The sequence below is a fragment of the Thermosynechococcus sp. TG215 genome (assembly GCF_031583455.1).
In the GTDB taxonomy this organism is placed as follows: domain Bacteria; phylum Cyanobacteriota; class Cyanobacteriia; order Thermosynechococcales; family Thermosynechococcaceae; genus Thermosynechococcus.
Window position 1 is genome coordinate 911,927 of sequence record NZ_CP134178.1, and the last position, 25,151, is coordinate 937,077.

The following is a 25,151-nucleotide window of genomic DNA, read 5'->3' on the forward strand; positions in this document are numbered from 1 at the left end:
ACACCCTCCCTGCTATCTTTAAGTCTATTTCGGCTGATCTTGCATCATAGCTCCCGCTTCAGGTTCTGGTCGGTCGTACATAGTGGGGAGTCAAAGGGGCTGCTTCTCAAATGAACTATATCTACTTCATTAAATGGGAGGGCAAAATAATATGGGGCAAGATGGGTCGTAAGTCATCCACCGATACAGGACCAAAGTTCATGATTGTTGGGTATGCCAGCGTAAAGTCCACGAGTGTGCCCCGCCGCCCATAGCGACAGCGGCCGCCATCCACAATCAGCGGTACCTGCTCGCCGTAGTATTTTTGGGCATCCTCAAAGTTGACAATCAGTTCCGTTCCCACCTTGACCGTTGCTGCCACTAAAAAGAAGGGCAAAGCCCCCACTAGATCGTAAATGAACTGGTCGGGACAGGCCAGATAAACACAGTTAAACCCCTGCATAATTTGTGGATCGAGGTGGGGTTTACCCTTGACAATCATGGTCACAGGATAGGGAAAGTGATCCACCATGGTTTTAGCATCTCGAGAGAGTTCTGCCACTTCAGCAGCGCGATCGCTCCGCGTGAGAATAGCCAGAGGTTGCTCTGTACTAAAGTGTTTGAGACGGCGTAGGTTCGCTATTGCCCTTGGGCTGGTGCCATTCACCACAAAGCTATAGACGGTAGCCATGGGCAAAATAATCACTTCTTCTTGCTGTAAATAGCGCTCAATAGTGGCAAAGCTAGTGGGATGGGCAGCTAGCGATCGCGCTAAGGGGGTCATGGTGCGTACTCCAGAACCAGTGAAAAGCTATTGTTTCTTGATCTTGAGCCTACACCCTATGGCCTTTAGAGGGAATTGAGGAAAGATAAGATGTGATGATGAGACGGATAAGGCGATCGCAGGGAGTGCAGTTTCAATTACCCTAGAAAACTGAAACAATGTAAAATAGGTTACAAAACTTTTAGGTGGCTCGTGATCCCCGGCTGACGAGAGCCAGTGCCCAAATGGCCATGGGTCGCAGATACATACAGGCACGGAACGTCCGATTGGCCGTAATCGCCTCCGGTGTACGAAATTGCAGACCATTCTCGTAGATTTGCCGTACCACCACCTCGGCTAAGCGCCATGCTTCGTGGGTCATTCCCCGCTGCCACAAAAAGGCGGCCAAGCCAAAGTTAATCCCTATCCAGACTTCAAGGGGATGGGTAGCGTGGGGGTTTTCGGGTTGACCATTGGGCAAAAGACCATTGGCGGCACCCAACTGGCCATTGTGAAATTCGAGAAAACAGGTGTCGTAAATTTTCCGCAGGGCGCGATCGCAACAGTCTGGGGGCACAATATCCGCCAAACCCAAGAGTTGGGCATAGAACTGACCACAGAGCTGATCCGCCATGATCACATCGGAACCACTGCCGGTATCAAGACGGTAGTACTCGCCATTCCACAGCAGTTGATGGTAGCGGGGGCGAGCTTGCTTGAGCCACTGGCGGTAGGTCTCCACCTGCGGTTGTTGGAGAATCGTGCCGAGGGCGATCGCTGCCTCGAGGGCTGCCAACCACAAGCCACCACAGTAGGCACTGACCCCCTGTAGCTTCCAGTCATCGTAGGTTTGATCCGGGGCACCGCCATTTTCTGGCAGGCCATCGCCATCGCGATCAAATTGTTTCAAATAGGCCAAGGCCGCCACCACTGCCGGCCAGCACTCGCGCGCAAACTCGAGATCCGTCTGCCCAGTAAACAAAAAGTCGCGATAGACCAAAAGGACAAAGTCAGAAGCTAAATCCTTCCAAAGATTGCAGTCCTGATAAGCAGTGTAGTTCGTCCTTTCCCAAGGATGCTCATTGGGCGCACCGAGATCGTGGGGTACAGCATTGGCCAGTTTGCGAGGGGCTTTGTAGGCGGTTTCGGGGTCACCGCGATAGAAGTAGCCAATGATTCTCCGGGTGGGATCAGCGGTGGGAATCGCCCGCGCAAAGGCACGCATTACGGATTTTTCCAGTTCTGGCCACAGTTGCAGCAGGGCAAAGGAGCCATAGAGCCGCACATCCAGACTTTCATACCAGCGGTAGTCAAGGCATTCTAGAACGGCGAACTGCCCCACGGGGTCGCGATCGCTGGCGGTACTCCAAAGCGTTCCACCACTACTGAGGACGTACAGCTCATTGCACAGAGCCATCTTGAACCAGTCGGGCCAATCGGGGTGGGTGAGAATTGGCGCTTGCCAAGTGCGAATCTGCTGTTGCCATTCCTTGTAATGCTCTAGGCCACGGGCGGCAAGGGTGATAGCATTGGTGCCACTGCGATCGCAAAAATCCGTGTAGCGACGGTAATAGATCACGCCCTTACCAAACTCAGTCACAGGAAAGTCCCACGCCAAGACCACGGGAATTTGTTTTGTTTGCCTAGGTGCCAAGGCAAAGCGCACCGCAAAGGCGGCGGCCACCTGTTCTCCCGCTGCCGCTGGGGTTGGATCATTGACAATTGGTAGGGAACCATCCCCCGAAAATGATTGCCACAGTTGTGCCCCATCCCCCTCTGGCTGCCAGCGACTACAGCCAAAAAACTCACCAAGGCCTGTGGGAACCAATGCTGCCCATTCACCATCGCCTTCTTGGGGTGGGTTCGGGTGGGGCGTACGGCGCAGTCGCCAACCTTGGTAGGACTCCGTTTGAATCAGTTCATTAAAATTGCCGTCACTTTGACCCCAAGGGGGCATGTAGGTATAGACGGGGCTGCCATCATCGCGGATTTCAATGGCAGAGGAAGGGGTGGTATTGCGAAACCAACCGACGGTATTTTGCCACGAGAACATCAAGCTGAGGGTGAGGGGCTGATCCGTGGGATTGCTAAACGTCCACAGAAACACTGCCACGGGGTAACTGGTTTCTTGGTAGTTGTGGGGCAGAATCGGTGAAAACTGTTCGCAGGTGATCTCAGCCTTAAAGACCCCCTCATAGACAAACCAACTGCGGGGATAGCGGGCAGCGTAGATACCTTTGCCAGCCGGATACCATTGCCAAGTGCTGAGGCGGCCATCGCTAGGGGGAGTCCCTAGGGCATAGGCCTGTGTCTGCTCTCCCTGCTCAAAAAGACTAAATTGACAGGCCGCTAGGGTGCCAAAAATGTGCTCTCCGCCGTCAATATGCCAGAAATTAAAATCCCCAGCAGAAGAACGGCCAATGCAACCTGCGCCAAACCCCCCCAGCGGCATGCCATGCCAAGGGCCATCGTCTAAATTGCTGGCATAGCGAACGCGGTAGGGATTTTCCCAGCCTTGGGCGATCGCCCGTGTCCAGGTACAGTTGGCAAATTCAATCACACCCTTTCTGAAGACCTATCTGATCCAGAATACCCTTTTAGCGCTGCACCGTCACTTGGCACTTGGCACAAAGACCGAAAAACTCAAGGGTATGGTAGAAAATCTCAAAATGGTAGGACTGTTGTAGCTCAGCTTCTAAGTGCTGGACTGGGCAGCAGTTAATCTGAATCGATGCCCCACAGTGCAAACAGGTGAGGTAGTGTTGATCCTGCTGCACGAGGCTATAGACCAATTCGCCACTGGGCAACGCCCGTGCTTGCACCTCACCATTGATGCGCAGACTATCGAGGGTGCGATAAACCGTTGCCAGTCCTAGGGGAGTTTGCCGCTGCCGTAGTTCCAAAAATAGTTCCTGTGCCGAGAGCGCTCGGCCACTGGCTCTAAGGGCATCGAGAATAATGACTTGGCTACGGGTGCGTCGCGGCGGCATAGCAATAGGACAACATTACCTTGATTTTACCGTTCCGCTCCGGTGGCAGATGGCAAAAAATAGCAATCATCCCATCCCACGCATTTTCACCAAGGTCAACATCCCGCAGATCGCAGTGATAGGTAGTAATGGCGACTCCCCGTTCTTGAGCAAGGCGCTGGGCTTTCGCCAGTCCTAGGCATTCACAGCCGTGACGGCATATCCCTGCTGAGCAAGATAGACGGCATTACGCCCTTCCCCTTCGACGAGGGAGAGAATTTGCCCTTGGGGCACAAAGTCATGGGCATGGGCTTTGAGGAAATCGTTTGGCTCTGTGCCGTAGAAATAAGTGTCTCCTTGAAAGCGAGTGTCCCACATCAATTATGAGTTCTTTCCCAAAACGCCAGCAATTAAGTAAAGGGAGCCACAGACCACACAGCGATCGCCTGCCCTATCGAGTGCCTCAGTCACCTCCTTAAAAAGACGGCATTCCCCTAACTCAGGGCAACAGGTGTAGGCAAGTGCCTTCAAGTCCTCTAAGTCAGCGCTAGCGTGATCCAGTACGGGTACCAACCACAGGCGATCGCCCCCTCGCAGGAGATGTTTGAGAATCCCCTCATGATCCTTATTGGCGAGCATCCCCACCACCCATGTCACCTCTGTCCAGCCCAGTTGATCCACGTATTGCCGTAGGTAGGCGGCGGCAGGAGCATTGTGGGCACCATCAATGAGCAGTTTGCGCCCTTGCCACTGTAACCATTGCAGTCGTCCCGGCCAGCGGGTTTGTGCCATTCCCTGTTGAATCGCTTCTCGGGAAATCTGCCAGCCTTGAGATTGTAACTGTTGTAGCGTGGCGATCGCGATCGCTGAATTGACCAACTGCATTTCTCCAGCCAAGGGCAAGGGGTACTCCATCCCCCTCCAAATCGCCCATCCCGGCCGCTTTGCACACCACTGCGCTGGTTCTGGCCAGATCGCTGGGCACCCCAAAGCTTCCAAACGCTGCGCAATCACCGCCTCTGCCTCGGGGGGAACAGGGCCAATGACGGCTGGCACGCCCGGCTTGAGAATACCTGCTTTTTCGCCAGCGATCGCCCCCAAGGTATTGCCCAACCGCTGCCAATGATCCCAACCGATGGAGGTAATCACACTCACCAAAGGGGGCTGACATACATTGGTGGCGTCCAAGCGCCCCCCCAAGCCCACCTCTATCACCGCCACATCCACCCGCTGCTGGGCAAAATACAACCATGCCGCCGCCGTGATCACTTCAAACTGACTGGGGGGATAAGCCACCTGTGGCAGTACCGCTTCAATGTGTTGAATCAAGGTCAAAAAGACCTCAGGGGCAATGGGTTCACCATCGACACAAATGCGCTCACACCAACTCAACAGATGGGGTGAAGTATAACGCCCCGTGCGATAGCCCGCCGCCCGCAAAACACTATCCAAATAGGCACACACCGACCCTTTGCCATTTGTCCCCGCAACGTGGATCAAGGGCACCTGTAACTGGGGAGACCCCAAAGCACTCAGCAGCGCTTGGATGGGTTCAAGGCCAAGGCGCACCCCAAAGCGGGCGTAGGGACTTAGCGCCGCCGTCAGCGGATCACTCACAGCCTGATTGAAGCAGATTAGCGGGGTTCGCGGCGACCATTGCGCCATGTGGCCACAATGCGGGAGCCATCCGGTAGCGTAAAGACCCCCTGTCCTTCAAATAAGCCATTGCGAAACTGTCCGGCATAGCTTGTGCCATCTCCGAAGGAGAGCGTTCCAGTTCCATGATACTTGCCCGCTAGAAACTGCCCCTCATAGCGGGTACCGTCGGGAAAGGTGAGCACCCCCTCCCCATGGTATTGACCATTGAGAAACGTGCCCTCGTAGCGTTGACCATTGGCCAGTTGGAGAGTGCCCTTGCCATTGAAGATGCCATCCACAAACCCCCCTTCGTAGCGTCCCCCATCGGCATAGGTGAGCACCCCCTGACCGTGGTAGCGGCCATTGCGAAATTCCCCTTCATAGCGGTTGCCATTGGCCATTGTGAGGATACCTTGGCCATTAAAGCGACCATTGAGCAATTCCCCTTTGTAGGTGCTGCCGTCGGGAAGTGTCATGGTAACATCCCCGGTGACACGCCGCCCTTCATAGACGGCAATTTGGGCAGTTACAGGAGCTAAGTGCAGGGTTGCACATCCTAAACCAACAAGGCAAGAACTCATCACCCAGCGGTAAATAACAGCAGGATTTGGGTTGTACAGATGAGTCATTACTGGACACTCCACAAGGGTGGACAATTGCAACTTCTCTAACTGGCACAGCTTGTCTCCTATGCAAACTTGGGGAGGAAACTCAAAGCTTTGTCTTGGAATCGGTCTCTGTGCCTGCAGCACTTTGAATAAGCAAGTCCTCAGGAGGGTGGTCAAACACTCTCTTGCGAGACGCAAAGGGTGGTATAGTGCTCCCTTGATAGCGTCTTGAGCAAAATCTTGATTGCAAGGATGTCCTCAAGCGCCCTCCCAACCCCCTGAGTGGGGCAGATAAATCTCTATGAAAGGGGGAAGGAGAATGTACCTCACTGGCAGTTAAAGCAGGGATGAGGGAGAATTGGACATGCAGCTCTCAAGAGGCCGGCTTTCCGAAGGGCGCAGGGTTTTGTTTGGGGAAAGGAAGGTTGTGGATGGGCTGAAACGGCTCTTGGGCAGGGGTCACTCCTTGGGGTTGACCCTAGTATTGACATTGGGGGCGTTGCTGGTTCTCAGCCCCCTACTGGTGGTGCTCTGTACGTCGGGCTGGCCACCGGGAACCCTACCTACCCAATTGTTGCCACCCCAAGGCTGGACATGGCAGAGCTATCAGGCAGCATGGCAGCAGGGACACTTTATCTTGGCCTTTGCCAACTCAACGTTTGTGGCTTTAGCGGTAACGGCGCTCCAGTTGGTGACCTCAGCCCTAGCGGGTTACGCCCTTGCGCGACTTTCGTTTCCGGGGCAACAGACGATTTTGCTGCTGATGCTGGCAACCCTAGTGATCCCATTTCAACTTTTGGTGATCCCAATTTTCCTCATCCTCAAGGCGGGTCATCTGATCAATACCTATGGCGCCTTGATCTTGCCGACGGCGGCCAATGGCTTTGGCGTCTTTTTGATGCGGCAGTTTTTTCTCACATTGCCCGTTGCCCTTGAGGAGGCAGCCCTCTTGGATGGGGCAAATCGCTGGCAAGTCCTCTGGCATATTCTCTTGCCCCTGAGCCGACCGGCCTTGGTCACACTCTTTATCTTTACCTTTATTGGGGAGTGGAATGACCTCTTTAAGCCCTTGGTCTTTACCACTAAGCCAGAACTGATCACAGTGCAGCTTTCCTTGGCCAGTTTTCAGGAGCAGTTCACCAATGATTGGCCGTTGATGATGGCGGCAGCGGTGATTGCCACTGTGCCGGTGATGATTTTGTTTATTTTGGGTCAGCGGCAACTGATTCGCGGCATTGCCACGACGGGACTAAAGAGCTAAAGTTCCGTTCGGAAAACCGTACTGCAACAGGAGTTGCGATCGCCAACCGTCTCTCGCTACATTAGCACTCGAAGGGTGAGAGTGCTAAACAACTGCAAGTGATGCTCTTGCCCCCCAAAAACTGCGCGATGAGCCGTGCAGTGAGTGCTATCAATCCATACTCTTACAATTGGGAGAACAGTACGCTATGGCAGCCGTATCTCTAAGCGTTTCAACTGTGAAGCCGTTGGGCGATCGCATTTTTGTCAAAGTCAGCGAAAGTGAAGAACGTACCGCAGGGGGCATCCTCCTGCCCGACAATGCCCGTGAAAAACCCCAAGTGGGCGAAGTGACCGCCGTCGGTCCTGGCAAACTCACTGAAGACGGCAAGCGTCAGCCCATGGATGTGAAAGTGGGGGACAAAGTGCTGTACTCCAAATATGCCGGTACTGAAGTGAAACTGGCGGGCGAAGACTACGTTCTCCTCTCGGAAAAAGACATCTTGGCCATTGTTGGCTAAGTCGCTGACACTCCTTACATTTCTGTGCGATTTTTCATCACTGTTGAACGATTGAGGTAGGAAACACCTATGGCGAAGCGCATTATCTACAACGAAAATGCTCGTCGTGCCCTCGAAAAAGGGATGGACATCTTGGCTGAATCCGTGGCCGTGACCCTTGGTCCTAAAGGACGGAACGTAGTTCTGGAGAAAAAATTTGGCGCCCCCCAAATTGTCAACGACGGGGTGACGATCGCCAAGGAAATTGAACTGGAAGATCACATTGAAAATACCGGTGTGGCGCTGATCCGCCAAGCCGCCTCGAAAACCAATGATGCTGCCGGTGACGGTACGACTACGGCAACGGTTCTTGCCCATGCCATGGTGAAAGAGGGGCTGCGCAACGTAGCTGCCGGTGCTAACCCCATTGCCCTGAAACGCGGGATTGACAAAGCCACCCACTTCCTTGTGGAAAAAATTGCTGAACATGCCCGTCCGGTGGAAGATTCCAAAGCCATTGCCCAAGTGGCAGCAATTTCCGCGGGCAACGATGAAGAAGTGGGTCGGATGATTGCCGATGCCATGGACAAGGTGGGCAAAGAAGGCGTGATCTCCCTCGAAGAAGGCAAATCCATGACCACCGAACTCGAGGTCACTGAGGGGATGCGCTTTGACAAGGGCTACATCTCCCCCTACTTTGCCACCGACACCGAGCGCATGGAAGCGGTGCTTGATGAACCCTTCGTGCTGATCACCGACAAGAAAATTACCTTAGTGCAAGATCTGGTGCCGATCCTCGAACAAGTGGCTCGCGCCGGTAAACCGCTGGTGATCATTGCTGAAGATATCGAGAAAGAAGCCTTGGCGACCCTCGTGGTCAACCGTCTGCGCGGTGTCTTGAATGTGGCTGCGGTGAAAGCTCCCGGCTTTGGCGATCGCCGTAAAGCAATGCTCGAAGATATTGCCGTCCTCACAGCGGGTCAAGTGATCACCGAAGATGCCGGTCTGAAGCTGGAAAATACCAAGCTGGATATGCTCGGTAAAGCTCGCCGCATCACCATCACCAAAGATCACACCACGATTGTGGCCGAAGGCAATGAAAAAGCCGTCAAAGCTCGCTGCGAGCAAATCCGTCGCCAAATCGAAGAAACCGACTCCAGCTATGACAAAGAAAAACTGCAGGAGCGGTTGGCCAAACTGGCCGGTGGTGTGGCAGTGATTAAAGTCGGTGCTGCCACTGAAACCGAAATGAAAGATCGCAAACTCCGTCTGGAAGATGCGATTAACGCCACCAAAGCCGCTGTTGAAGAGGGGATCGTTCCCGGTGGCGGTACCACCTTGGTGCACTTGGCGCCTGAGTTGAGCAACTGGGCGGCTGAGCACCTGACGGGTGAAGAACTGATTGGTGCCAACATTGTTGAGCGTGCCCTTAGCGCTCCCCTGCGTCGCATCGCTGAAAACGCGGGTCAAAACGGTGCCATCATTGTCGAACGGGTCAAAGAAAAACCCTTCGATGTGGGTTATGATGCCGCCAAAGATGAATATGTCAACATGTTCGATGCTGGTATCGTTGACCCTGCCAAAGTCACCCGCTCGGCTCTGCAAAATGCGGCCTCTATTGCCGGTATGGTGCTGACCACCGAGTGCATCATCGTTGACAAACCCGAACCCAAGGACAACAATCCTGCGGGTGCCAGTGCCGGCATGGGCGGTGACTTCGACTACTAAGCCCAACCCGTCGGTGAATCCCTGAAACTCACTGGGTTCAGCGCAAGTAACCTAAGTCACACTCACAGCGGGGAAACCACACCCCGCTTTTTTATTGGATGGTGCCAAACGGGTCTGGCCGCGTTGCTATAATAACCCTCAATGTAACGTTTTTTAACATTCGCAGTTTGCAGCATGGGCGATCCAGTGCCTACGGGTGAAATTCGGGTTCGGGGTGCACGGCAGCATAATCTGAAAAACATTGACCTCGATCTGCCCCGCGATCGCCTGATTGTGATGACAGGGGTTTCTGGTTCCGGTAAGTCCTCTCTGGCCTTTGACACGATTTTTGCTGAAGGGCAACGCCGCTATGTGGAGTCGCTGAGTGCCTATGCACGGCAATTCCTCGGTCGGTTGGATAAGCCGGATGTGGATGCCATTGAGGGGCTGAGTCCAGCGATTTCCATTGATCAAAAGTCCACTTCCCACAATCCTCGCTCGACGGTGGGCACGGTGACGGAAATCTATGATTACCTGCGGCTGCTCTATGGCCGTGCGGGTGAACCCCATTGCCCCCATTGCGATCGCTCGATTCGCCCCCAAACCATTGATGAAATGGTGGATCAGGTGATGCAGTTGCCCCCTCAGACGCGCTTTCAAGTTCTAGCTCCTATTGTCAAGGGGAAAAAGGGCACGCATAAAAAACTGCTGTCGAGTCTTGCTAGTGAAGGTTTTGTGCGGGTTCGCATTAATGGCGAGGTGCGCGACCTCAGTGATGCCATTGAACTGGATAAAAACCATGCCCACACGATTGAAATTGTTGTCGATCGCCTTGTGCTCAAACCTGGCATTGAAGAACGCTTAGCGGACTCGCTGCGAACGGCGTTGCACCATGCCAATGGTACGGCAATGGTCAGTGTGGTACCCCGCGAGGGTGAGGCTGAGGGTCAAACGCTCCTATTTTCCGAAAATTTTGCCTGTCCGGAGCATGGGGCCGTGATGGATGAGCTATCGCCGCGGCTCTTTTCCTTTAACTCCCCCTACGGTGCCTGTCCAGAGTGCCATGGCTTGGGCTATTTGCGCAAATTTAGTCCGGAGTTGATTGTCCCCAATCCTGAACTACCGGTCTATCTGGCGATCGCCCCCTGGGCCAATAAAGAACACGACTACTACCTTGCTCTCCTCTGTGGTATTGCTGAGGCCTTTGGCTTTGACATCAATACACCGTGGTACCGCCTCACGGAGTTGCAACGGGAAATTATCCTCTACGGCACCGATACCCCAATTCTCGTTCCTGCCGATTCCCGCTATCGCAAACGGGACTATTACCGCCAATTCCAAGGGGTGATCCCAATTCTAGAGCGGCAGTACCGCGAGACCACCTCCGAGGCCTACAAGCAAAAATTGGAAGAGTACCAAGTCAATCAAACCTGCCCCGCCTGTGGTGGTCAACGCCTAAAACCCGCCGCCCTAGCAGTGCGCTTGGGGCAATATCGCCTCACGGATCTCACCAGTGTCTCGATTCGCGAGTGTTTAGCACGGCTGCGATCGCTCCAACTGAGTGCCCGCCAACAGCAGATTGCGGAGCTGGCTCTGCGGGAAGTGACCGCGCGATTACAGTTTCTCGTGGATGTGGGGCTAGATTACCTGACGCTGGATCGCAGTGCGGCCACCCTCTCTGGTGGTGAAGCCCAACGCATTCGCTTGGCCACTCAAATTGGCTCTGGCCTGACGGGAGTGCTCTATGTCCTCGATGAACCCAGTATTGGCTTGCATCAGCGGGATAATGATCGCCTCCTGCAAACACTGTTTCGCCTGCGGGACTTGGGGAATACGCTGATTGTGGTTGAACACGATGAGGACACGATCCGCGCTGCCGATCACATTGTTGATATTGGCCCAGGGGCGGGGATCTACGGCGGCCAGATTGTGGCTCAAGGCAGCCTAGAGGCGATTCTCAATCATCCCGACTCCCTGACGGGGGCTTATCTGTCGGGGCGCAAGCGCATTGAAACCCCCAGCGATCGCCGGCCGGGGAATGGTCAATCCCTGATTCTCAAACAGGTATCTCGCAATAATCTCAAGAACATCACCGTAGAAATTCCCCTCGGTAAGCTGGTGTGTCTGACGGGGGTATCGGGGTCGGGAAAATCCACCCTCATGCACGAAGTCCTCTATCCTGCCCTGCAGCACCATCTTGGTCACAGTGTGCCGCTCCCCAAGGGACTTGGCGAGATTGAAGGCTTAAATGCCATTGACAAGGTGATTGTCATTGACCAGTCTCCCATTGGTCGTACCCCCCGCTCGAACCCTGCCACCTACATTGGGGTGTTTGATGTTATCCGTGAGGTCTTTAGCCAAACCGTGGAGGCCAAGGCACGGGGCTATAAACCAGGGCAATTTTCCTTCAATATCAAGGGCGGACGCTGTGAAGCCTGCGCTGGCCAAGGGGTCAATGTGATTGAGATGAACTTTTTGCCCGATGTCTATGTGCAGTGTGAAGTGTGCAAGGGGGCACGCTACAATCGCGATACCCTGCAAGTGAAGTACAAAGGCTGCTCGATCGCCGACGTTTTGGATATGACCGCCGAGACGGCACTGGCCTTTTTTGAAAATATCCCCAAGGCAGTGAGCAAGCTGCAAACCCTCGTGGATGTGGGCTTGGGCTATCTCAAACTAGGGCAAACGGCACCGACCCTCTCTGGGGGCGAAGCCCAACGCCTCAAATTGGCGGCTGAACTGTCGCGGCGTGCCACGGGCAAAACGCTCTACCTCATTGATGAACCCACCACGGGGCTGTCTTTTTACGATGTGCATAAACTCCTCGATGTATTGCAGCGTCTCGTGGACAAGGGCAACTCGATTTTGGTGATTGAGCACAATCTGGATGTGATTCGCTGTGCCGATTGGATTATTGACCTTGGACCAGAGGGGGGCGATCGCGGCGGAGAGGTGGTTGCCGTCGGCACCCCTGAAGCGGTGGCACTGGTGCCCCAATCCTACACAGGGCAGTACCTCGCCAAGGTGTTAAATCGCGCCGCCAGTCCTCAGCAGTAGTAGAATACAGGTTGCTCTGCCTTGCTTTATTCCCTTTATTCCTATGTCCATGCCCACCATGACCCTCTGCATTTCCTGTCCTGATCAGCGGGGGTTAGTGGCCAAGTTGGCGCAGTTTGTCTATCGCTACAACGGTAACATTGTTCATGCTGATCACCACACGGATGCTGTCGCGGGCATTTTTCTCTCCCGCCTCGAGTGGGAACTAGAGGGCTTTGAAATCCCCCGCGATCAGATTGCTGCCACATTTATCAACTATGCACAGCGGGAAAAAGTCTTTGCCAGTTGGCAAGGGGTGCGCTGGCAGTTGCGGGCGTCGGATATTCCCTATCGCTTGGCCATTTGGGTGAGCCGCCAAGATCATTGCCTGTGGGATTTGCTGCTGCGGCAGCGAGCGGGGGATCTCTTTGCGGAAATTCCCCTGATTATCAGTAACCATGAGCATTTACGTCCCATTGCCGAACAGTTTGGCATTGACTTTCACTATATCCCCGTGACACCAGAGACCAAGCCCCTTGCCGAAGCCAAGCAGCTGCAACTGCTCAAGGACTACAACATCGATCTGGTGGTGCTGGCCAAGTATATGCAGGTACTCAGTCCAGAATTTATTGAGGCCTTTCCCCAAGTGATCAACATTCACCATTCATTTTTGCCTGCCTTTGCGGGGGCGAATCCCTACCACCGTGCCTATGAGCGGGGGGTAAAAATCATTGGTGCCACGGCCCACTATGCTACAGCGGATTTGGATGAAGGACCGATTATTGAGCAGGCAGTTGTGCACATTAGCCATCGCGATACGGTGGCAGATCTGATTCGCAAGGGCAAGGATTTAGAACGGGTGGTCTTGGCACGGGCAGTACGGCTGCATTTGCAGAACCGCATTCTCGTGTATGGCAATCGCACGGCAGTCTTTGCCTAGGCGCTAATCAGGGGGCAGTTGCCTTTTTGCTGAGGAGCTTGAACTTTGGAAGCTGTTGGACAATCTGGAGCGTTTCGACGCTCACTCGCACCACGCGCTTCAGTAAGTCAATAATGTAGCGGGGATCTGCTGACCAGTCGTTGGGGTCATTGCGAATTTGGCTGTCTTTATCCACAGTGACTTGATAGCGATCCATCACCCACTCGATGGCAGGCTTGCCATTCACCACATATAGCTATTCCAATAAAAAATGAGATATCATCCAGCACAATACTTGCGAATCACTTCATCAATCGAACTGTTTGACCCTGCATACATCCGCGCTCGCTTCAGCGCACTAAAGTCGTGCTCAATCACATTCAAATCAGGAGAGTATTTCGGTAAAAATAACACCGCGTGACCCGCCGCTTTCACCACTGCCTGAATCGCCCCTTTTGGATGAATCGGTGCATTATCCATCATCAACAACGACGGTCTCTTTAACGCCGGCAAACAGTACTGACTCAGCCAGCTCACAAACCCTAACGCATTCAAGTATCCGCAAAACAGCATTGGGGCGATGAAGTCTTTCTGGTGTCTATACCGTCCTGCGACTCAACTCTCTCTTTTCTGACGCTTCCCCGCTCGCTCTCCATCAATCGGGATGGGCAGCAACATCGGCTGCTAAAGCCGCCCAATCCAGTTTCCAAGGACGACGGGGGACAACCGTGGGGGCTGAGTCCTCTCGCTTCAGCCAGCGATGGATAGTGGCGCGGCTCACCTGGAAGATTTGAGTTGCTTCACTGATTTTGCCACCTTGCTGGATGTAGGAGACAACCCGCTCTCGTCAGTTCAAGCCATAGCTCATATTCTTGAGTAACATTCATGACGCTTTGAGTATAGCCTATCCCTCTTGAAAATATCTCATTCTTTTTCGAAATAGCTATAAATCTTCAATTGACAAGGCAGGGATGTATATCTTTGATCGCAAGGTGAATTTTTATGCACGCCACCCCCAACGCCAAATTGACCGTAAAATCGTGATTTCGCCAATGGTAGAGGATCGGGCACGACCGGTTGCCGCAGCATTGGGAATAGAAATTTATCGCTATGCCGATGCCGTAGAGGGTCGATAGGCTCTCCCGGACACTAACAAGGGGAAGAGGGGGGCACAGAGTCATCGTGGGGATCGGGTACAGGGTCATAGCCGCCGGCGGCAAAGGGATGGCAGCGCAAAATACGACGAATAGCTAAATAGGTTCCCTTGACTGCTCCAAATCGGGCGATCGCCTCAATCGCATAGACAGAACAAGTGGGCCTATAGCGACAGGTGGGCAAAAATAAGGGCGAAATCCAATGCTGATAAGCGCGAATCAAAAAGATCAGTGCTTTGCTTAGCCAGTTGTCCACAGCCTTTGCCTACAAGGTATCCCAATTATACGCAGGTTAATGGGGGCGAAATAGATGGTGATGTTCTGGACTATAGAGGCAGGAGCGCAATGAGCCATGGCCTTGATGTTGTACTGCCAGTGCTGGACTGATCAGGTAAAGGGTGGTGCGCGTCAAGCGCTGCTGCTGACTAAACGCCGCCATTTCAGCCAAGGGAACCAGCCACAACTGCTCATCGGGCCATCCCAAGCGGTAGCCCACAGCAACTGGGGTTTCGGGTGGATAGTGCTGAAGCAAATCTCGCTGGGCACGGTGGACACAATTCGCACTCAGGTAGAGGCAAAGGCTGGCTTTGTGGGCGGCTAGACTGGCCAATTCTTCTGTTGGTGGGACGCGTGTACGGCCACTGGCACGGGTGAGGATAATTGTCTGTACCAATTCGGGTAGGGTGAGTTCGGCATTGAGGCGGGCGGCGGCCAATTGATAGGCACTGATGCCGGGGACAACTTCAACGGTAATGCCTGCTTCGGTGAGGCGGGCAATCTGCTCGTGAATGGCACTGTAGAGGCTCGGATCTCCCGATTGCAACCGTACCACTTTTTTACCCGCTTGGACTGCCTCAACCATCAGCGGAATCATTTCTTCAAGAGTCATTGCGGCTGTGGGAATACAGGTGGCACTCGGCGGTGCAAACTGCAAAATCCCCGTCGGCACAAGAGAATCGGCATAGAAAATCACATCGGCCTCTTGGATCAGCCGTTGTCCCTTGAGGGTGAGTAATTCTGGATCACCGGGGCCAGCACCCACAAAGTAAACCCCAGCCGAGGTCTGTCTTTTTAGCACTACACTGCACCTGATTATTCCCCTTACTAAGATTAACTTTTGCCGGTAACACAAGTTATGTCAGGATCAAGACAGGTCAGTTTAAGAGGCAGCGAATCATGAGCGGCAAACGGATTCTCATGCTTGTGGGTGACTATGTAGAAGATTACGAAGTGATGGTGCCGTTCCAAGCCCTCCAAATGGTGGGTCATACCGTGCATGCTGTCTGCCCTGATAAAGTCGCTGGGGACATTGTTCGCACGGCAGTTCACGATTTTGAGGGGGATCAAACCTATAGTGAAAAGCGGGGACATAACTTTACCCTCAATGCCACTTTTGCAGAGATTGACCCCGTTACCTACGATGCACTAGTGGTGCCGGGGGGTCGTGCCCCAGAGTATTTGCGCCTCAATCCACGGGTCTTGGAAATCACCAAGCACTTCGGCGAGACCCAAAAACCGATTGCAGCTATTTGTCACGGCCTCCAACTGTTGGCGGCAGCAGGCGTTCTTGCGGGCAAAACCTGTACGGCCTATCCGGCCTGTGGCCCTGAGGTCGTGAGTGCTGGGGGTAACTTTACCAGTGTGGCAGTGGATGCAGTCGTAGTGGATGGCAATCTGGTCACGGCGCCCGCTTGGCCTGCCCATCCCCAGTGGTTGGCGGCATTTTTAGAGATTTTGGGAACAACGATTAGCCACCGACCCTTGGCAGCAGTGTAGGATCACCGTGGCATGGCGATCGCCCTCAGCCAAATTGCCCAATATCTCCAACGGCACCAACTGAACTATCGGTTGAATGCGGCCAACCACCAAATTATTACGGGCGTCAACGGTGATCACCTTGAGCGATTTATCGTCGTCATTGAGCTAGATGAGGGAGGCGAGTTTTTTAAGCTTTATGCCCCCAATCTTTTGCCGGGGATTAAAACCCACCAGTTTCGTGATGCCATTTTGCAAACGCTACTGTGCATTTCGTGGCAGACAAAAATGTTGCAGTGGGAGTACGACCCCAATGAGGGTGAAGTGCGTGCCATGATTGAATTCCCCATTGAGGACAGCACCCTCACCGAACGGCAATTTTTTCGCTGCTTGGGGGCACTCGTGGAAATCGTTGACAATACAGTGCCGCGACTGCGAGAGTTGGTTGAACAGGAGCCTCCGCCGCTCGACGCGGATCTGGCCATGGGCGAACGCCTATTGCTGACGATTCAGGAAGAAGCACCGGGGCTATTGGATCTCATTGCCCAAGCTCTTGAAGCCCGTCGCCAACGGGGTCGGGTTAGTTTGAATTTAGAGAATTTAGACACCTAAGTCAGACATCTAGAGTTCTGTTTAGATTCAGATTCAAGACGAGGGGGGTGCAGGGGGCGTTTGCCGCGCGTAGAAGCGGCCATTCTTCATTTCAATCAACCCTTGACACTTTTCACAACTAAAGCGCCACAGCTTACCGACCGGAACTTTCAGCGGGTGATGACAATGGGGACACTCGCCACTCCATACCTCCTCATCCCCAAGCATCCACATACTGCCCACGACCATCGGCAGACCGATGATGGTTCCTAATCCCGTGGCACAAAAGCCCAGACCCATGACTATGCCGGCAAGACCTGCCACCTTTGATTGATGATCGCGGGGGACTTTTTCAATGGTGGGAATGGTGTAAATCTCGGATTCAGAGGGGGGCTGGGGGGGTTCTGTGGCGGTTTCAGGGGGTGGTGGGGGTTCTTGTGTCTTATCTGCCTGAACCTGTGGCCCAGGCTCGGCCTCTAACCAAGGATCCCGTAGGGGAGGATAGTTGGCGGCTTCTTGGTGTTGGGGAAGGGCAGAAGATTCTGAAGGAACTGGGGGTGCAGTGGGCAACATGTCTGAGACTGCCCAAGGATCCTCAACAACAGAGGCAGCGTCTGGGGCGATCGCCCCCTCAGGCGAGGATTCAGCTTCAGCCGTCATCTCAGCAGTCATGGCGGGCTGGGGGTCGATCTCCGCCTCTAAGGCTTCTAGGGCGGCAATGTCCTCAGTCGTCGGTTCAGGGAAGTCGTATGCTTCAAGGGTCGGTTGCTCTAGGGTAGCTTCAGAGAGTTCGGGTGCTGGTTCAGGGATCTCAGCAATACTGTCTTGGGCTTCTGGTGTTGCAATGCTCTCTTCTATGGACTCAGAAGCTTCTGGAGGTGGTTCAGCAGCGACCTCGAAGACTGGCAATTCTCCTGAGAACCCATCAAGGGTGTCGGATTCAATACGCTCTTCTTGAAGGGGGGGCGACTCAGATGGAGATTCTTCACGATCAGTATTGGGTTCTGGTGAGGGTGGGTTGGGGTCAAAGGCGGCAGCTAAATCTGCCAAACTAATGTCCTCATCAGGATCGATTTCTGGAATCTCATCTAGGAAACGCTCTTGCGGCTCACTGATGGGTTCTGCCCCTGTTCCATTCTCAGTGACTTGCTCTAGGGGAGGAGCTACATCCCCATATTCAGGTGTGCTCTCTACTGGAATCGGGTGTTCCTTCTCTTCGGGCGATCGCGCCACAGCATCCTGACTTTCAGATGTGGCAGGTACCTCGGAGGTCATAAAAGCAGACATTAAATCCAGCAGCGTGGGTTCAGGGGAGGGTGGCTCAGTCGCTGCCGTTTCGGTGCCCCATGGATCCTCGACCACGTCTCGATGGGGTTGGGTGGGTGGCAGGACTTGGAGCTGAAAATGACTTTCCCAGAGAGGGACGCCCAACACCCGTGACTCAATGAAAACCCGTTGAATCTCTGGCAAGTGCAATTTTTCTAAGGCAGTGCGGATCAAGGTTACGGCTGCCCCCTGATTGAGTATTTTTTCTGAATGCAGCGTGATCATTAACTCCTCGGCCTGACGTACCACAGTGGCCTTTACCCGCTTTGGCAGGAGGACAGCATTCAGCAGCGTACCAATGGCACGGGGGTCGCCCTGCCGCGCAATATCCAGCAAACGGGAATCACTCATAAACCGATCAATAGAATGGAACGGGGTGCCGCTAGTTCTAGCCTACTGCGATTTCAAAAGAGTGATAGGAAGCGGGTGGCGATCGCTTGACTATCCTACGTATCAACGACCAAGCTAACCTACACCCTAAGTTTAGAGCGGTTGAGAAGCTTGGAAAAAATCCCTTCGGCATCAAGGACGTCCATACCATTTTCTGAAGCGGCGGCTACAGGATCCTTGATTTGTGCGTTACCCTTTCGGCGTAACTTACCTTTTCGGGGATTTCAGTGGGGCTATGCGGGGGATTAATAGCCCGAACTACCTTTAGTGTAGCTAAGGGATGGCCAGATGACAACTCCCTAAAGCGTGTAAATTGTTACAAACAATTACAAGCACCCACTAGACTGGGAAAAAGGATGTTCACAAATTTCAGCAGGGCATGACAGCGGCAACACGCTCCACGGATTGGCAACTTTTGCAACGACTGATTCCTTACCTCAAGCCCTATCGCTGGGGACTGGTGGGAAGTGGCTTGCTCTTGATTCCCTTGGCGGCAGCAGCAGCATTACAACCGATCATCATTGGTCAGGCGATCGCCTTCCTCAAAGGCGAAGAGAGTACCTATAGCTTTTTGAAACCTTTGACCCTGACCCAAGGGATTGATCTACTGAGCATTGCACTGCTGATGACTGTGGTGCTGCGCTTTGGGGTGCAGGCGGTGCAGGGGTACTGGATTCAAAAAATTGGCCAAAACATTACTGCCGATATTCGCCATGACTTATTTGACCACGTGCTCCGGTTATCGTCGCGCTTTTTTGACCGCACCCCCGTCGGTAAGCTCATTACCCGCTTGACCAGTGATGTGGATGCTCTGGGGGATGTGTTTGCCACTGGCGCCGTGGGGGTTCTCAGCGATGTCTTCTCAATGCTGGTGGTCATCCTGACGATGTTTTTCATTGACCGCCTCTTGGCAACGCTGCTGCTGGCCTTGGTACTGCCGATCACTGCCCTGATTATCTATTTTCAACATCGCTACCGCGTGGCCAACTACAAATCCCGCGAGGAGCTGTCGCTACTGAATGCCGATCTTCAGGAAAACATTGTTGGCATTACCGTGGTGCAACTGTTTCGCCGTGAGGCCTTTAATAGCCAACTGTTTCGGCGGCGCAATCAACGCTACATCAAAGAGGTGGATCGGACGATTTTCTACGATTCGGCAGTATCAGCAACGTTGGAGTGGATTGCCTTTGTGGCGATCGCGGGGGTTCTCTGGCTGGGCGGTGCCTTGGTGGAGCAGCGCACGATTGACTTTGGCACTTTGGCCACGTTTATTCTCTTTTCCCAGCGCGTTTTTGATCCGCTGCGGCAGTTGGCGGAGAAATTTACCACGGTGCAAGCGGGCTTAACCGCCATTGAGCGCATCCATGATCTGCTCTCAGAACCGATTGAAATTCAGGATCCCGATCGCACCTTTTTGCGTTTGCCCAAGCCAGAAAATACAGCCGCTGCCGTTGAGTTTCGCGATGTCTGGCTGGCCTACAAAGACGATGACTACGTCCTCAAGCAACTTTCCTTTCAGATCCATGCTGGCGAAAAGGTGGCGATTGTTGGTCCTACGGGTGCAGGTAAAAGTTCAATTATTCGCTTGCTTTGTCGCCTCTATGATCCAACGCGCGGTGAAGTCCTTGTTAGTGGTCGCAATGTCCGCGACTTTACCCAAGCAGAACTGCGGCAGCACATTGGCGTGATTTTGCAGGATAGCTTTCTCTTTTCAGGGGATGTGAAAAGCAACATTGCCCTCGGTGACAACTACACCCTTGCCGAAATTCAGCGGGTGGCCGCCGAAATGAACATTGCCGACTTCATTGAGCAGTTGCCCCAAGGCTATGACACTCCCCTGCGGCAGCGGGGCACGAATCTATCAGCGGGGCAGCGACAACTTTTAGCCTTGGCGCGGGTAGCGATTCGCAATCCAGAAATCCTTGTCCTTGATGAGGCAACCGCCAATTTGGATGTGGGTACAGAGGTAATGATTCAGGAGGCCTTGAACCGCCTGTTGGTGAATCGAACCGCCATTATGATTGCCCACCGCCTAGCCACGATTCGCCATGTGGATCGCATTTTTGTGCTCAAACGGGGACAACTGGTGGAGCAGGGCACCCACAGTGAACTCTTGGCCCGCAATGGGGTGTATGCCCATCTCTACCGGTTACAGGCGCTTGCCGAAGAAGCAGCCCCTACCCAGGACGCCTGATCCTAATCCACAACAGCAGTGGCAGCCCTAGCAGTTGTAGCCCTACCGACACCAATACTAACAGCCCCAAGGAGCGATCGTAGAGCACTCCCATGAGGAAACTGCCGAGAAACCACGCTAAGCCATAGCCAGTGCTAAAGATGCCATAGGCTGACCCCCGCCGCTCTGGGGGGACGAGGTTGGCGACGATCGCCCGCACAATGGATTCTTGGGCACCCATGCCAATACCCCACAGCACCATGCCCCAAATCACCGCAGAACTGAGGAAGACCAAGGGAGCAAAGCCTACCGACAGCACAACCGCAAGGATCAAGGCCATGATGCCAATGCGATCCAGTAAGTACCCAAAGAGCAGCGCAGCCACGGCATCAACCCCCATCGCCAAGGCGTAGAGCAGCGGGATTTGGCTCGTTTGCAGACTGTCTCCCTGCTGTAAATGAAAAGCAATCAAGGGGAAATCCACATAACCGGCGCCCAGAAAGGCCACGGCCAATAGATAAATCCAAAACAGTGTTGGTAGTCTTTTGGTATTCAGATCCTGCACCACCGTTTCAAAGTCCCGTGGCTCTGGGTACCGCCGCTGCGTCACCAATAAAACGACCAGCCCCATCAGGGCAGGGATGGCGAGGACGGCAAAACTCCATTGATAGTGCTGGGTGCGGGCAAAGACGCCGGCCACCATCAGCGGCCCAACAACGGCACCAATTTGATCCATCGCCTCATGGAGACCAAAGCCAAAGCCGCGACCCACTTGGCGAGCACCGTAGGAGAGCAACACATCGCGGGGGGGTGTACGAATCGCTTTACCGGTGCGCTCAGCAATCATGAATCCCGCTAGGACTTCCCAACGATGGGTCAAGGCCATGAGGGGCACAGCTAAGGTATTGATGGCATAACCAAGGGTGGTAATGCGCCAATAGGCACGGGTACGATCGCTGAGATAGCCAATCCCAAGGCGTAGACCATAGCCGATGAATTCCCCCAAACCCGCTACGAGGCCGACAACGGTACCACTGGCACCCAATACTCCTAAATAGACCCCCGTAAGACTGCGGGCGCCTTCATAGGTGGCGTCGGCACAGAGGGAAACCACCCCTAGGAGCACGACAAACCTGAGGGCGGAGCCTTTTTGGCAAACCATGACTCAACTCCTGTATTTAGGAATTTAGGAATGTCCACAGTATATTGAGTGGAGAATCGTTAAGGGCGATCGCGATGGTGGGTGCACTCAGCGCAGCTAGTCCCTTAGTCATTTGGACAAGTCTGGGGTTCATCTGTGGCCGTTGGTTGCCAGCAGTGATTCCCCAATGGTTGGGGCGCAGCCTCTATTGGGTCGGGGTACCCATTCAAATTTTTGCTTTGGTGCGGCAAACCAACTTCGCGGGGTTAATTTGGTTGGCACCGCTGCTGGCCTTTGTGGCGCTCATTGTCGGCTATACCCTTGCCCAAGGCCTTTACTATTGGCAGCAACGCTACTTTCAGCCCCAATGGCTCCACTATACTCCTCCCTTCCTGACAAGTACAGTTCCCGAAGGAGAAAGTCGCCGCTTTCAGGGGAGCTATCTGATTGCCAGCATTCTCGGCAATACGGGCTTTGTCGGTTTGGGGGTCACGATTCCTCTCCTGAGTGCCACGGCATTGCCCTGGGCGGCCTTCTATGCCATTACCCAAAATGCCCTCGGCACCTATGGATTGGGTTCATTTCTCGGTCAGTACTACGGTAAGGGCAATGATCAACCTTGGTGGCGCGCCTTGGCGGTGATTCCAACCGTGCCGACCCTTTGGGCCTCCATGGCCGGCTTTGCGACCCATGATCTTTCCTTTCCCGAGGCGATTGAAAAGTTGTGTGAGATGGATATTCACTTGGTGATTCCCTTTGCCTTTGTCCTCACTGGAATTCGTTTGAGTCGGCTCCCCGGCTGGCAAAGTTTTCGTATGGGGTTGCTGCCTATGTTAGTGAAGACGTTGTTGCTGCCATTGACGATGATGGCGATCGCCTATGGTTTGGGCTTGCGGGGCGATACGTTGCTGGCGATCGCGATTATGACTGGTACGCCCACCGCCTTTGCCGCGCTAATTTTGGCAGAGGAATACGAACTCAATACCGAACTGCCACCGGCGGTGATTGCTCTGAGTACCCTGAGCTTTGTGGCGGTGTTACCGCTGTGGGTGTTCCTGTGCCGCCAAGTTTTAACATAACGCTAACGACTGCTCTCCTTTTCCAAGAACAGTGGCACACTGAAAATACCTGATCCATTGCTAGCCCTCTCACGAGTTTCCCTATGACGAATCCCCAAAGTCCTCCTCCTCCACCGCCACGTGTTCCCAATTCACCCCCGATGCCACCGCCCCGGCCGCCAATGGGGGCGGGTGTTCCGCCGCTGCCTCCCCAACCGGGAATGGCGCCTCCCCGTCCTGCTGCCCCCCCACCGCCTCCCCAAGGGATGCCCCCACAGCCCGGCATGCCGCCTCGACCCATGCCACCACAACCGGGGATGCCGCCACGACCAATGCCGCCGCAGCCGGGAATGCCCCAACAGGCAGTACCGACCCAACCGATGCCCACACCAGCCGCGCGGATCTCTGGCCCGACAATGGAACAACTGGTGCGGGAGGCTTTTGAGCACGGCTATTCCGATATTCATGTTGGGGTTGGCGAAGCGCCGCGCTTTCGCGATCGCGGACGTTTAGAAATTACCAACTATCCCGTTACTGATGAGGAAACCTTTAACTACTGGCTGAATGAACTGCTGACCCCCCAACAAATTGAGCAGTTTCGCACCCACCTTGAATACGATGGTGCCTATCAGTACGAAGGGCTATGCCGTGTGCGGATCAACATCTTTGTCGCCCTCAAAGGCCCCGCCATGGTGCTGCGCTTGATTCCGGTGAAGATTCTGACCCTAGAGCAATTGAATTTGCCGCCGGTCTTCAAGGATCTCTGCCACTACCACAAGGGTCTGATTCTGGTGACAGGGCCAACGGGTTCTGGGAAATCCACCACCCTTGCGGCAATGGTGGACTATATCAATACCGAAATGCCGAAGCACATTATCTCCATTGAAGACCCGATTGAGTTTGTGCACCAAAGTCGCCGTGCCCTGATCCGCCAGCGGGAGGTGGGTATCCATACACTGAAGTTTGACAATGCTCTGAAGGCGTCGTTGCGGGAAGACCCCGATATTATTCTGATTGGGGAGATGCGCGATCGCGAGACAGTGAATACAGCCCTAAAAGCAGCGCAAACGGGTCACTTGGTCTTTGGTACGTTGCACACCAACAGTGCCGTGAAAACGATTGAGCGGATCCTCAACCTCTACAACCCCGATGAACAAGGACCGATGCGGATGCAGGTGGCGGAGTCGCTGGTGGCAGTCATTGCCCAAGCCCTTGTGCGTACGACGGATGGTAAGCGGGCAGCGATTCACGAGATCATGATCAACACCGATGCCATCAAGGACTACATTTTGCGGGGTGAAGTGGAGGAAATTGAGGCGATTATTCCGCAGTGTCGGTATGACGGCATGTGCACGATGAACCAATGCCTCTACGAACTCTATGAGGCGGGGCGCATTGATGAGGAAACCGCCATCGAAAACTCCCCCAAACCCAACGAAATGGCGCAAATTCTACGGGGTCGTGTCTAGGGCAATGGTTGGCCTCAAGCCTGTCTTATACAAGGGGTTGGCCCTCTTTACACCGGGGGAGGATGTGGTCTTTTGCCGTGACCCATCAAAACAGGGGCATTGGCATCAGTCGCTTTGTCAAGCCCTGCAACAACTGTTGGATTTGGAGGAGCCGCCCCTTTTTCTATCCCCCTGCTACACAGCGGCGGTAGATTACTGGTTTGATGAGGAGCAGCAATGCCTGCGAGTGGCGGCGGAGGTCTATCCCTTGGCATGGCCCCATCGTCCCCTATTGAATGCCCTCTTTGCCCCTGCTCATCAGCCCACATTGCCGTGGCAGTTGGTACAGGATCCGCAGCATCCCTGCGATGTCCAAGCCCTAGAGGCCTACCGCAGCAGCTTTCCCCAACTGTGGGAGCAGCACCAACTGATCTATGATTTGCAGGAAGCCACCCCCCTGAGCAGTTTTGCACCGCGTCCTTCGGAACCCGATCGCTATGTCTTTCGCCTCTATGTGCGTGGAGAAACCCATGCCACGGAAGTTGCCCTGAAGAATCTCCATGACTTGCTGAGTCGCTTCCTCAAGGTGCCCTATACGCTCAAAGTGGTGGATGTCACCAAGCAACCCGATCTGGCGGAGGAGGATCAAGTGCAGGCCACGCCAACCTTAGTGCGGGTCTATCCCCAGCCGGTGCGCCGCCTTGTGGGACACTTGGATAATCGCGATCGCCTGCAACGTTTATTAAGCCCTTAGACC

General features: G+C 54.1%; 22 protein-coding genes and 2 pseudogenes. 12 read left to right on the plus strand and 12 right to left on the minus strand.

Annotated elements, in window-relative coordinates; genetic code table 11:
• Positions 1-121: 121 nt before the first annotated feature.
• The 6 genes from RHJ02_RS04290 to RHJ02_RS04315 form a co-directional block, all read right to left on the minus strand.
• On the minus strand, positions 122-763 hold the full coding sequence (locus RHJ02_RS04290) for an L-threonylcarbamoyladenylate synthase (RefSeq protein WP_206201215.1): 642 nt from the start codon (positions 761-763) through the stop codon (positions 122-124).
• Positions 764-944: 181 nt separating this feature from the next.
• Positions 945-3,302 (minus strand): GH116 family glycosyl hydrolase, encoded by a 2,358-nt coding sequence (locus RHJ02_RS04295; RefSeq protein WP_310800495.1) that lies wholly within the window; start codon positions 3,300-3,302, stop codon positions 945-947.
• Between the two features lie 37 nt (positions 3,303-3,339).
• Entirely contained in the window at positions 3,340-3,732 is a 393-nt protein-coding gene (locus tag RHJ02_RS04300; protein WP_206201216.1) for a Fur family transcriptional regulator, read from the minus strand.
• 174 nt (positions 3,733-3,906) lie between these two features.
• A complete protein-coding gene (locus RHJ02_RS04305) occupies positions 3,907-4,089 on the minus strand; it encodes a hypothetical protein (protein WP_302676693.1) in 183 nt (60 codons plus the stop codon).
• Positions 4,090-4,092: 3 nt separating this feature from the next.
• Complete coding sequence (locus RHJ02_RS04310) at positions 4,093-5,376, minus strand: folylpolyglutamate synthase/dihydrofolate synthase family protein (protein ID WP_315862899.1); 1,284 nt, start codon at positions 5,374-5,376, stop codon at positions 4,093-4,095.
• Entirely contained in the window at positions 5,346-5,978 is a 633-nt protein-coding gene (locus RHJ02_RS04315; RefSeq protein WP_206201218.1) for an MORN repeat-containing protein, read from the minus strand. Before RHJ02_RS04315 ends, RHJ02_RS04310 begins: the two co-directional genes overlap by 31 nt.
• A gap of 415 nt (positions 5,979-6,393) precedes the next feature.
• Here RHJ02_RS04315 and RHJ02_RS04320 point away from each other — a divergent pair, with 415 nt between their 5' ends.
• The 5 genes from RHJ02_RS04320 to purU all read left to right on the plus strand — a co-directional run bounded on the left by RHJ02_RS04320 (position 6,394) and on the right by purU (position 13,379).
• Complete coding sequence (locus tag RHJ02_RS04320) at positions 6,394-7,218, plus strand: carbohydrate ABC transporter permease (protein WP_225901698.1); 825 nt, start codon at positions 6,394-6,396, stop codon at positions 7,216-7,218.
• A 187-nt stretch (positions 7,219-7,405) separates the two neighbouring features.
• A complete protein-coding gene (groES, locus tag RHJ02_RS04325) occupies positions 7,406-7,717 on the plus strand; it encodes a co-chaperone GroES (protein WP_149820030.1) in 312 nt (103 codons plus the stop codon).
• A gap of 69 nt (positions 7,718-7,786) precedes the next feature.
• The gene (gene groL, locus RHJ02_RS04330) at positions 7,787-9,424 is read left to right on the plus strand and encodes a chaperonin GroEL (protein ID WP_206201221.1); all 1,638 of its coding nucleotides are present in this window, start codon (positions 7,787-7,789) and stop codon (positions 9,422-9,424) included.
• A gap of 174 nt (positions 9,425-9,598) precedes the next feature.
• Positions 9,599-12,460 (plus strand): excinuclease ABC subunit UvrA, encoded by a 2,862-nt coding sequence (gene uvrA, locus RHJ02_RS04335; RefSeq protein WP_310800496.1) that lies wholly within the window; start codon positions 9,599-9,601, stop codon positions 12,458-12,460.
• Between the two features lie 43 nt (positions 12,461-12,503).
• Entirely contained in the window at positions 12,504-13,379 is an 876-nt protein-coding gene (gene purU, locus RHJ02_RS04340) for a formyltetrahydrofolate deformylase (RefSeq protein WP_206201223.1), read from the plus strand.
• A gap of 7 nt (positions 13,380-13,386) precedes the next feature.
• Here the strand turns inward: purU and RHJ02_RS04345 are convergent, their stop codons facing one another.
• Entirely contained in the window at positions 13,387-13,605 is a 219-nt protein-coding gene (locus RHJ02_RS04345) for a type ISP restriction/modification enzyme (protein WP_206201224.1), read from the minus strand.
• 32 nt (positions 13,606-13,637) lie between these two features.
• Positions 13,638-14,184 (minus strand): annotated as a pseudogene (locus RHJ02_RS04350) (transposase).
• A 121-nt stretch (positions 14,185-14,305) separates the two neighbouring features.
• On the opposite strand from RHJ02_RS04350, the pseudogene RHJ02_RS04355 reads away from it, so the two are divergent.
• Positions 14,306-14,494: pseudogene (locus RHJ02_RS04355) on the plus strand (hypothetical protein); the annotation flags it as partial.
• A gap of 13 nt (positions 14,495-14,507) precedes the next feature.
• Here the strand turns inward: RHJ02_RS04355 and yidD are convergent.
• Together yidD and cobM are read right to left on the minus strand one after the other, a co-directional pair.
• A complete protein-coding gene (gene yidD / locus RHJ02_RS04360) occupies positions 14,508-14,768 on the minus strand; it encodes a membrane protein insertion efficiency factor YidD (RefSeq protein WP_206201226.1) in 261 nt (86 codons plus the stop codon).
• Positions 14,769-14,804: 36 nt separating this feature from the next.
• A complete protein-coding gene (gene cobM / locus RHJ02_RS04365; RefSeq protein ID WP_399379838.1) occupies positions 14,805-15,608 on the minus strand; it encodes a precorrin-4 C(11)-methyltransferase in 804 nt (267 codons plus the stop codon).
• An 80-nt stretch (positions 15,609-15,688) separates the two neighbouring features.
• Between cobM and RHJ02_RS04370 the strand changes: the two genes are divergently transcribed.
• Entirely contained in the window at positions 15,689-16,288 is a 600-nt protein-coding gene (locus RHJ02_RS04370) for a DJ-1/PfpI family protein (protein ID WP_206201228.1), read from the plus strand.
• Positions 16,289-16,300: 12 nt separating this feature from the next.
• Positions 16,301-16,879: a hypothetical protein gene (locus tag RHJ02_RS04375; RefSeq protein WP_206201229.1), complete on the plus strand. Its 579-nt coding sequence runs from the start codon at positions 16,301-16,303 to the stop codon at positions 16,877-16,879.
• Positions 16,880-16,912: 33 nt separating this feature from the next.
• Here RHJ02_RS04375 and RHJ02_RS04380 read toward each other — a convergent pair whose 3' ends face one another.
• On the minus strand, positions 16,913-18,535 hold the full coding sequence (locus RHJ02_RS04380; RefSeq protein WP_310800497.1) for a hypothetical protein: 1,623 nt from the start codon (positions 18,533-18,535) through the stop codon (positions 16,913-16,915).
• A 418-nt stretch (positions 18,536-18,953) separates the two neighbouring features.
• On the opposite strand from RHJ02_RS04380, the gene RHJ02_RS04385 reads away from it, so the two are divergent.
• Positions 18,954-20,768, plus strand: coding sequence for an ABC transporter ATP-binding protein (locus tag RHJ02_RS04385; RefSeq protein WP_310800498.1), 1,815 nt, complete (start codon positions 18,954-18,956; stop codon positions 20,766-20,768).
• Here the strand turns inward: RHJ02_RS04385 and RHJ02_RS04390 are convergent.
• Positions 20,752-21,909 (minus strand): MFS transporter, encoded by a 1,158-nt coding sequence (locus RHJ02_RS04390; protein WP_310453284.1) that lies wholly within the window; start codon positions 21,907-21,909, stop codon positions 20,752-20,754. The genes RHJ02_RS04385 and RHJ02_RS04390 overlap by 17 nt on opposite strands.
• Before the next feature lie 74 nt (positions 21,910-21,983).
• On the opposite strand from RHJ02_RS04390, the gene RHJ02_RS04395 reads away from it, so the two are divergent.
• From RHJ02_RS04395 to RHJ02_RS04405, 3 genes are all read left to right on the plus strand, one after another.
• The gene (locus RHJ02_RS04395) at positions 21,984-22,967 is read left to right on the plus strand and encodes an AEC family transporter (RefSeq protein WP_302678958.1); all 984 of its coding nucleotides are present in this window, start codon (positions 21,984-21,986) and stop codon (positions 22,965-22,967) included.
• Between the two features lie 83 nt (positions 22,968-23,050).
• Positions 23,051-24,415, plus strand: coding sequence for a type IV pilus twitching motility protein PilT (locus tag RHJ02_RS04400; RefSeq protein ID WP_302678959.1), 1,365 nt, complete (start codon positions 23,051-23,053; stop codon positions 24,413-24,415).
• Positions 24,416-24,419: 4 nt separating this feature from the next.
• Positions 24,420-25,148, plus strand: coding sequence for a circadian clock KaiB family protein (locus RHJ02_RS04405; RefSeq protein ID WP_302678960.1), 729 nt, complete (start codon positions 24,420-24,422; stop codon positions 25,146-25,148).
• Positions 25,149-25,151: the final 3 nt, after the last annotated feature.

Coding starts and splice junctions, on each gene's coding strand:
- RHJ02_RS04290 (WP_206201215.1), bottom strand. CDS start 763: ATGACCCCCTTAGCGCGATCGCTAGCTGCCCATCCCACTAGCTTTGCC.
- RHJ02_RS04300 (WP_206201216.1), bottom strand. CDS start 3,732: ATGCCGCCGCGACGCACCCGTAGCCAAGTCATTATTCTCGATGCCCTT.
- RHJ02_RS04305 (WP_302676693.1), bottom strand. CDS start 4,089: ATGTGGGACACTCGCTTTCAAGGAGACACTTATTTCTACGGCACAGAG.
- RHJ02_RS04310 (WP_315862899.1), bottom strand. CDS start 5,376: ATGGCGCAATGGTCGCCGCGAACCCCGCTAATCTGCTTCAATCAGGCT.
- RHJ02_RS04315 (WP_206201218.1), bottom strand. CDS start 5,978: ATGACTCATCTGTACAACCCAAATCCTGCTGTTATTTACCGCTGGGTG.
- groES (WP_149820030.1), top strand. CDS start 7,406: ATGGCAGCCGTATCTCTAAGCGTTTCAACTGTGAAGCCGTTGGGCGAT.
- groL (WP_206201221.1), top strand. CDS start 7,787: ATGGCGAAGCGCATTATCTACAACGAAAATGCTCGTCGTGCCCTCGAA.
- uvrA (WP_310800496.1), top strand. CDS start 9,599: ATGGGCGATCCAGTGCCTACGGGTGAAATTCGGGTTCGGGGTGCACGG.
- purU (WP_206201223.1), top strand. CDS start 12,504: ATGTCCATGCCCACCATGACCCTCTGCATTTCCTGTCCTGATCAGCGG.
- RHJ02_RS04370 (WP_206201228.1), top strand. CDS start 15,689: ATGAGCGGCAAACGGATTCTCATGCTTGTGGGTGACTATGTAGAAGAT.
- RHJ02_RS04375 (WP_206201229.1), top strand. CDS start 16,301: ATGGCGATCGCCCTCAGCCAAATTGCCCAATATCTCCAACGGCACCAA.
- RHJ02_RS04380 (WP_310800497.1), bottom strand. CDS start 18,535: ATGAGTGATTCCCGTTTGCTGGATATTGCGCGGCAGGGCGACCCCCGT.
- RHJ02_RS04385 (WP_310800498.1), top strand. CDS start 18,954: ATGACAGCGGCAACACGCTCCACGGATTGGCAACTTTTGCAACGACTG.
- RHJ02_RS04390 (WP_310453284.1), bottom strand. CDS start 21,909: ATGGTTTGCCAAAAAGGCTCCGCCCTCAGGTTTGTCGTGCTCCTAGGG.
- RHJ02_RS04395 (WP_302678958.1), top strand. CDS start 21,984: ATGGTGGGTGCACTCAGCGCAGCTAGTCCCTTAGTCATTTGGACAAGT.
- RHJ02_RS04400 (WP_302678959.1), top strand. CDS start 23,051: ATGACGAATCCCCAAAGTCCTCCTCCTCCACCGCCACGTGTTCCCAAT.
- RHJ02_RS04405 (WP_302678960.1), top strand. CDS start 24,420: ATGGTTGGCCTCAAGCCTGTCTTATACAAGGGGTTGGCCCTCTTTACA.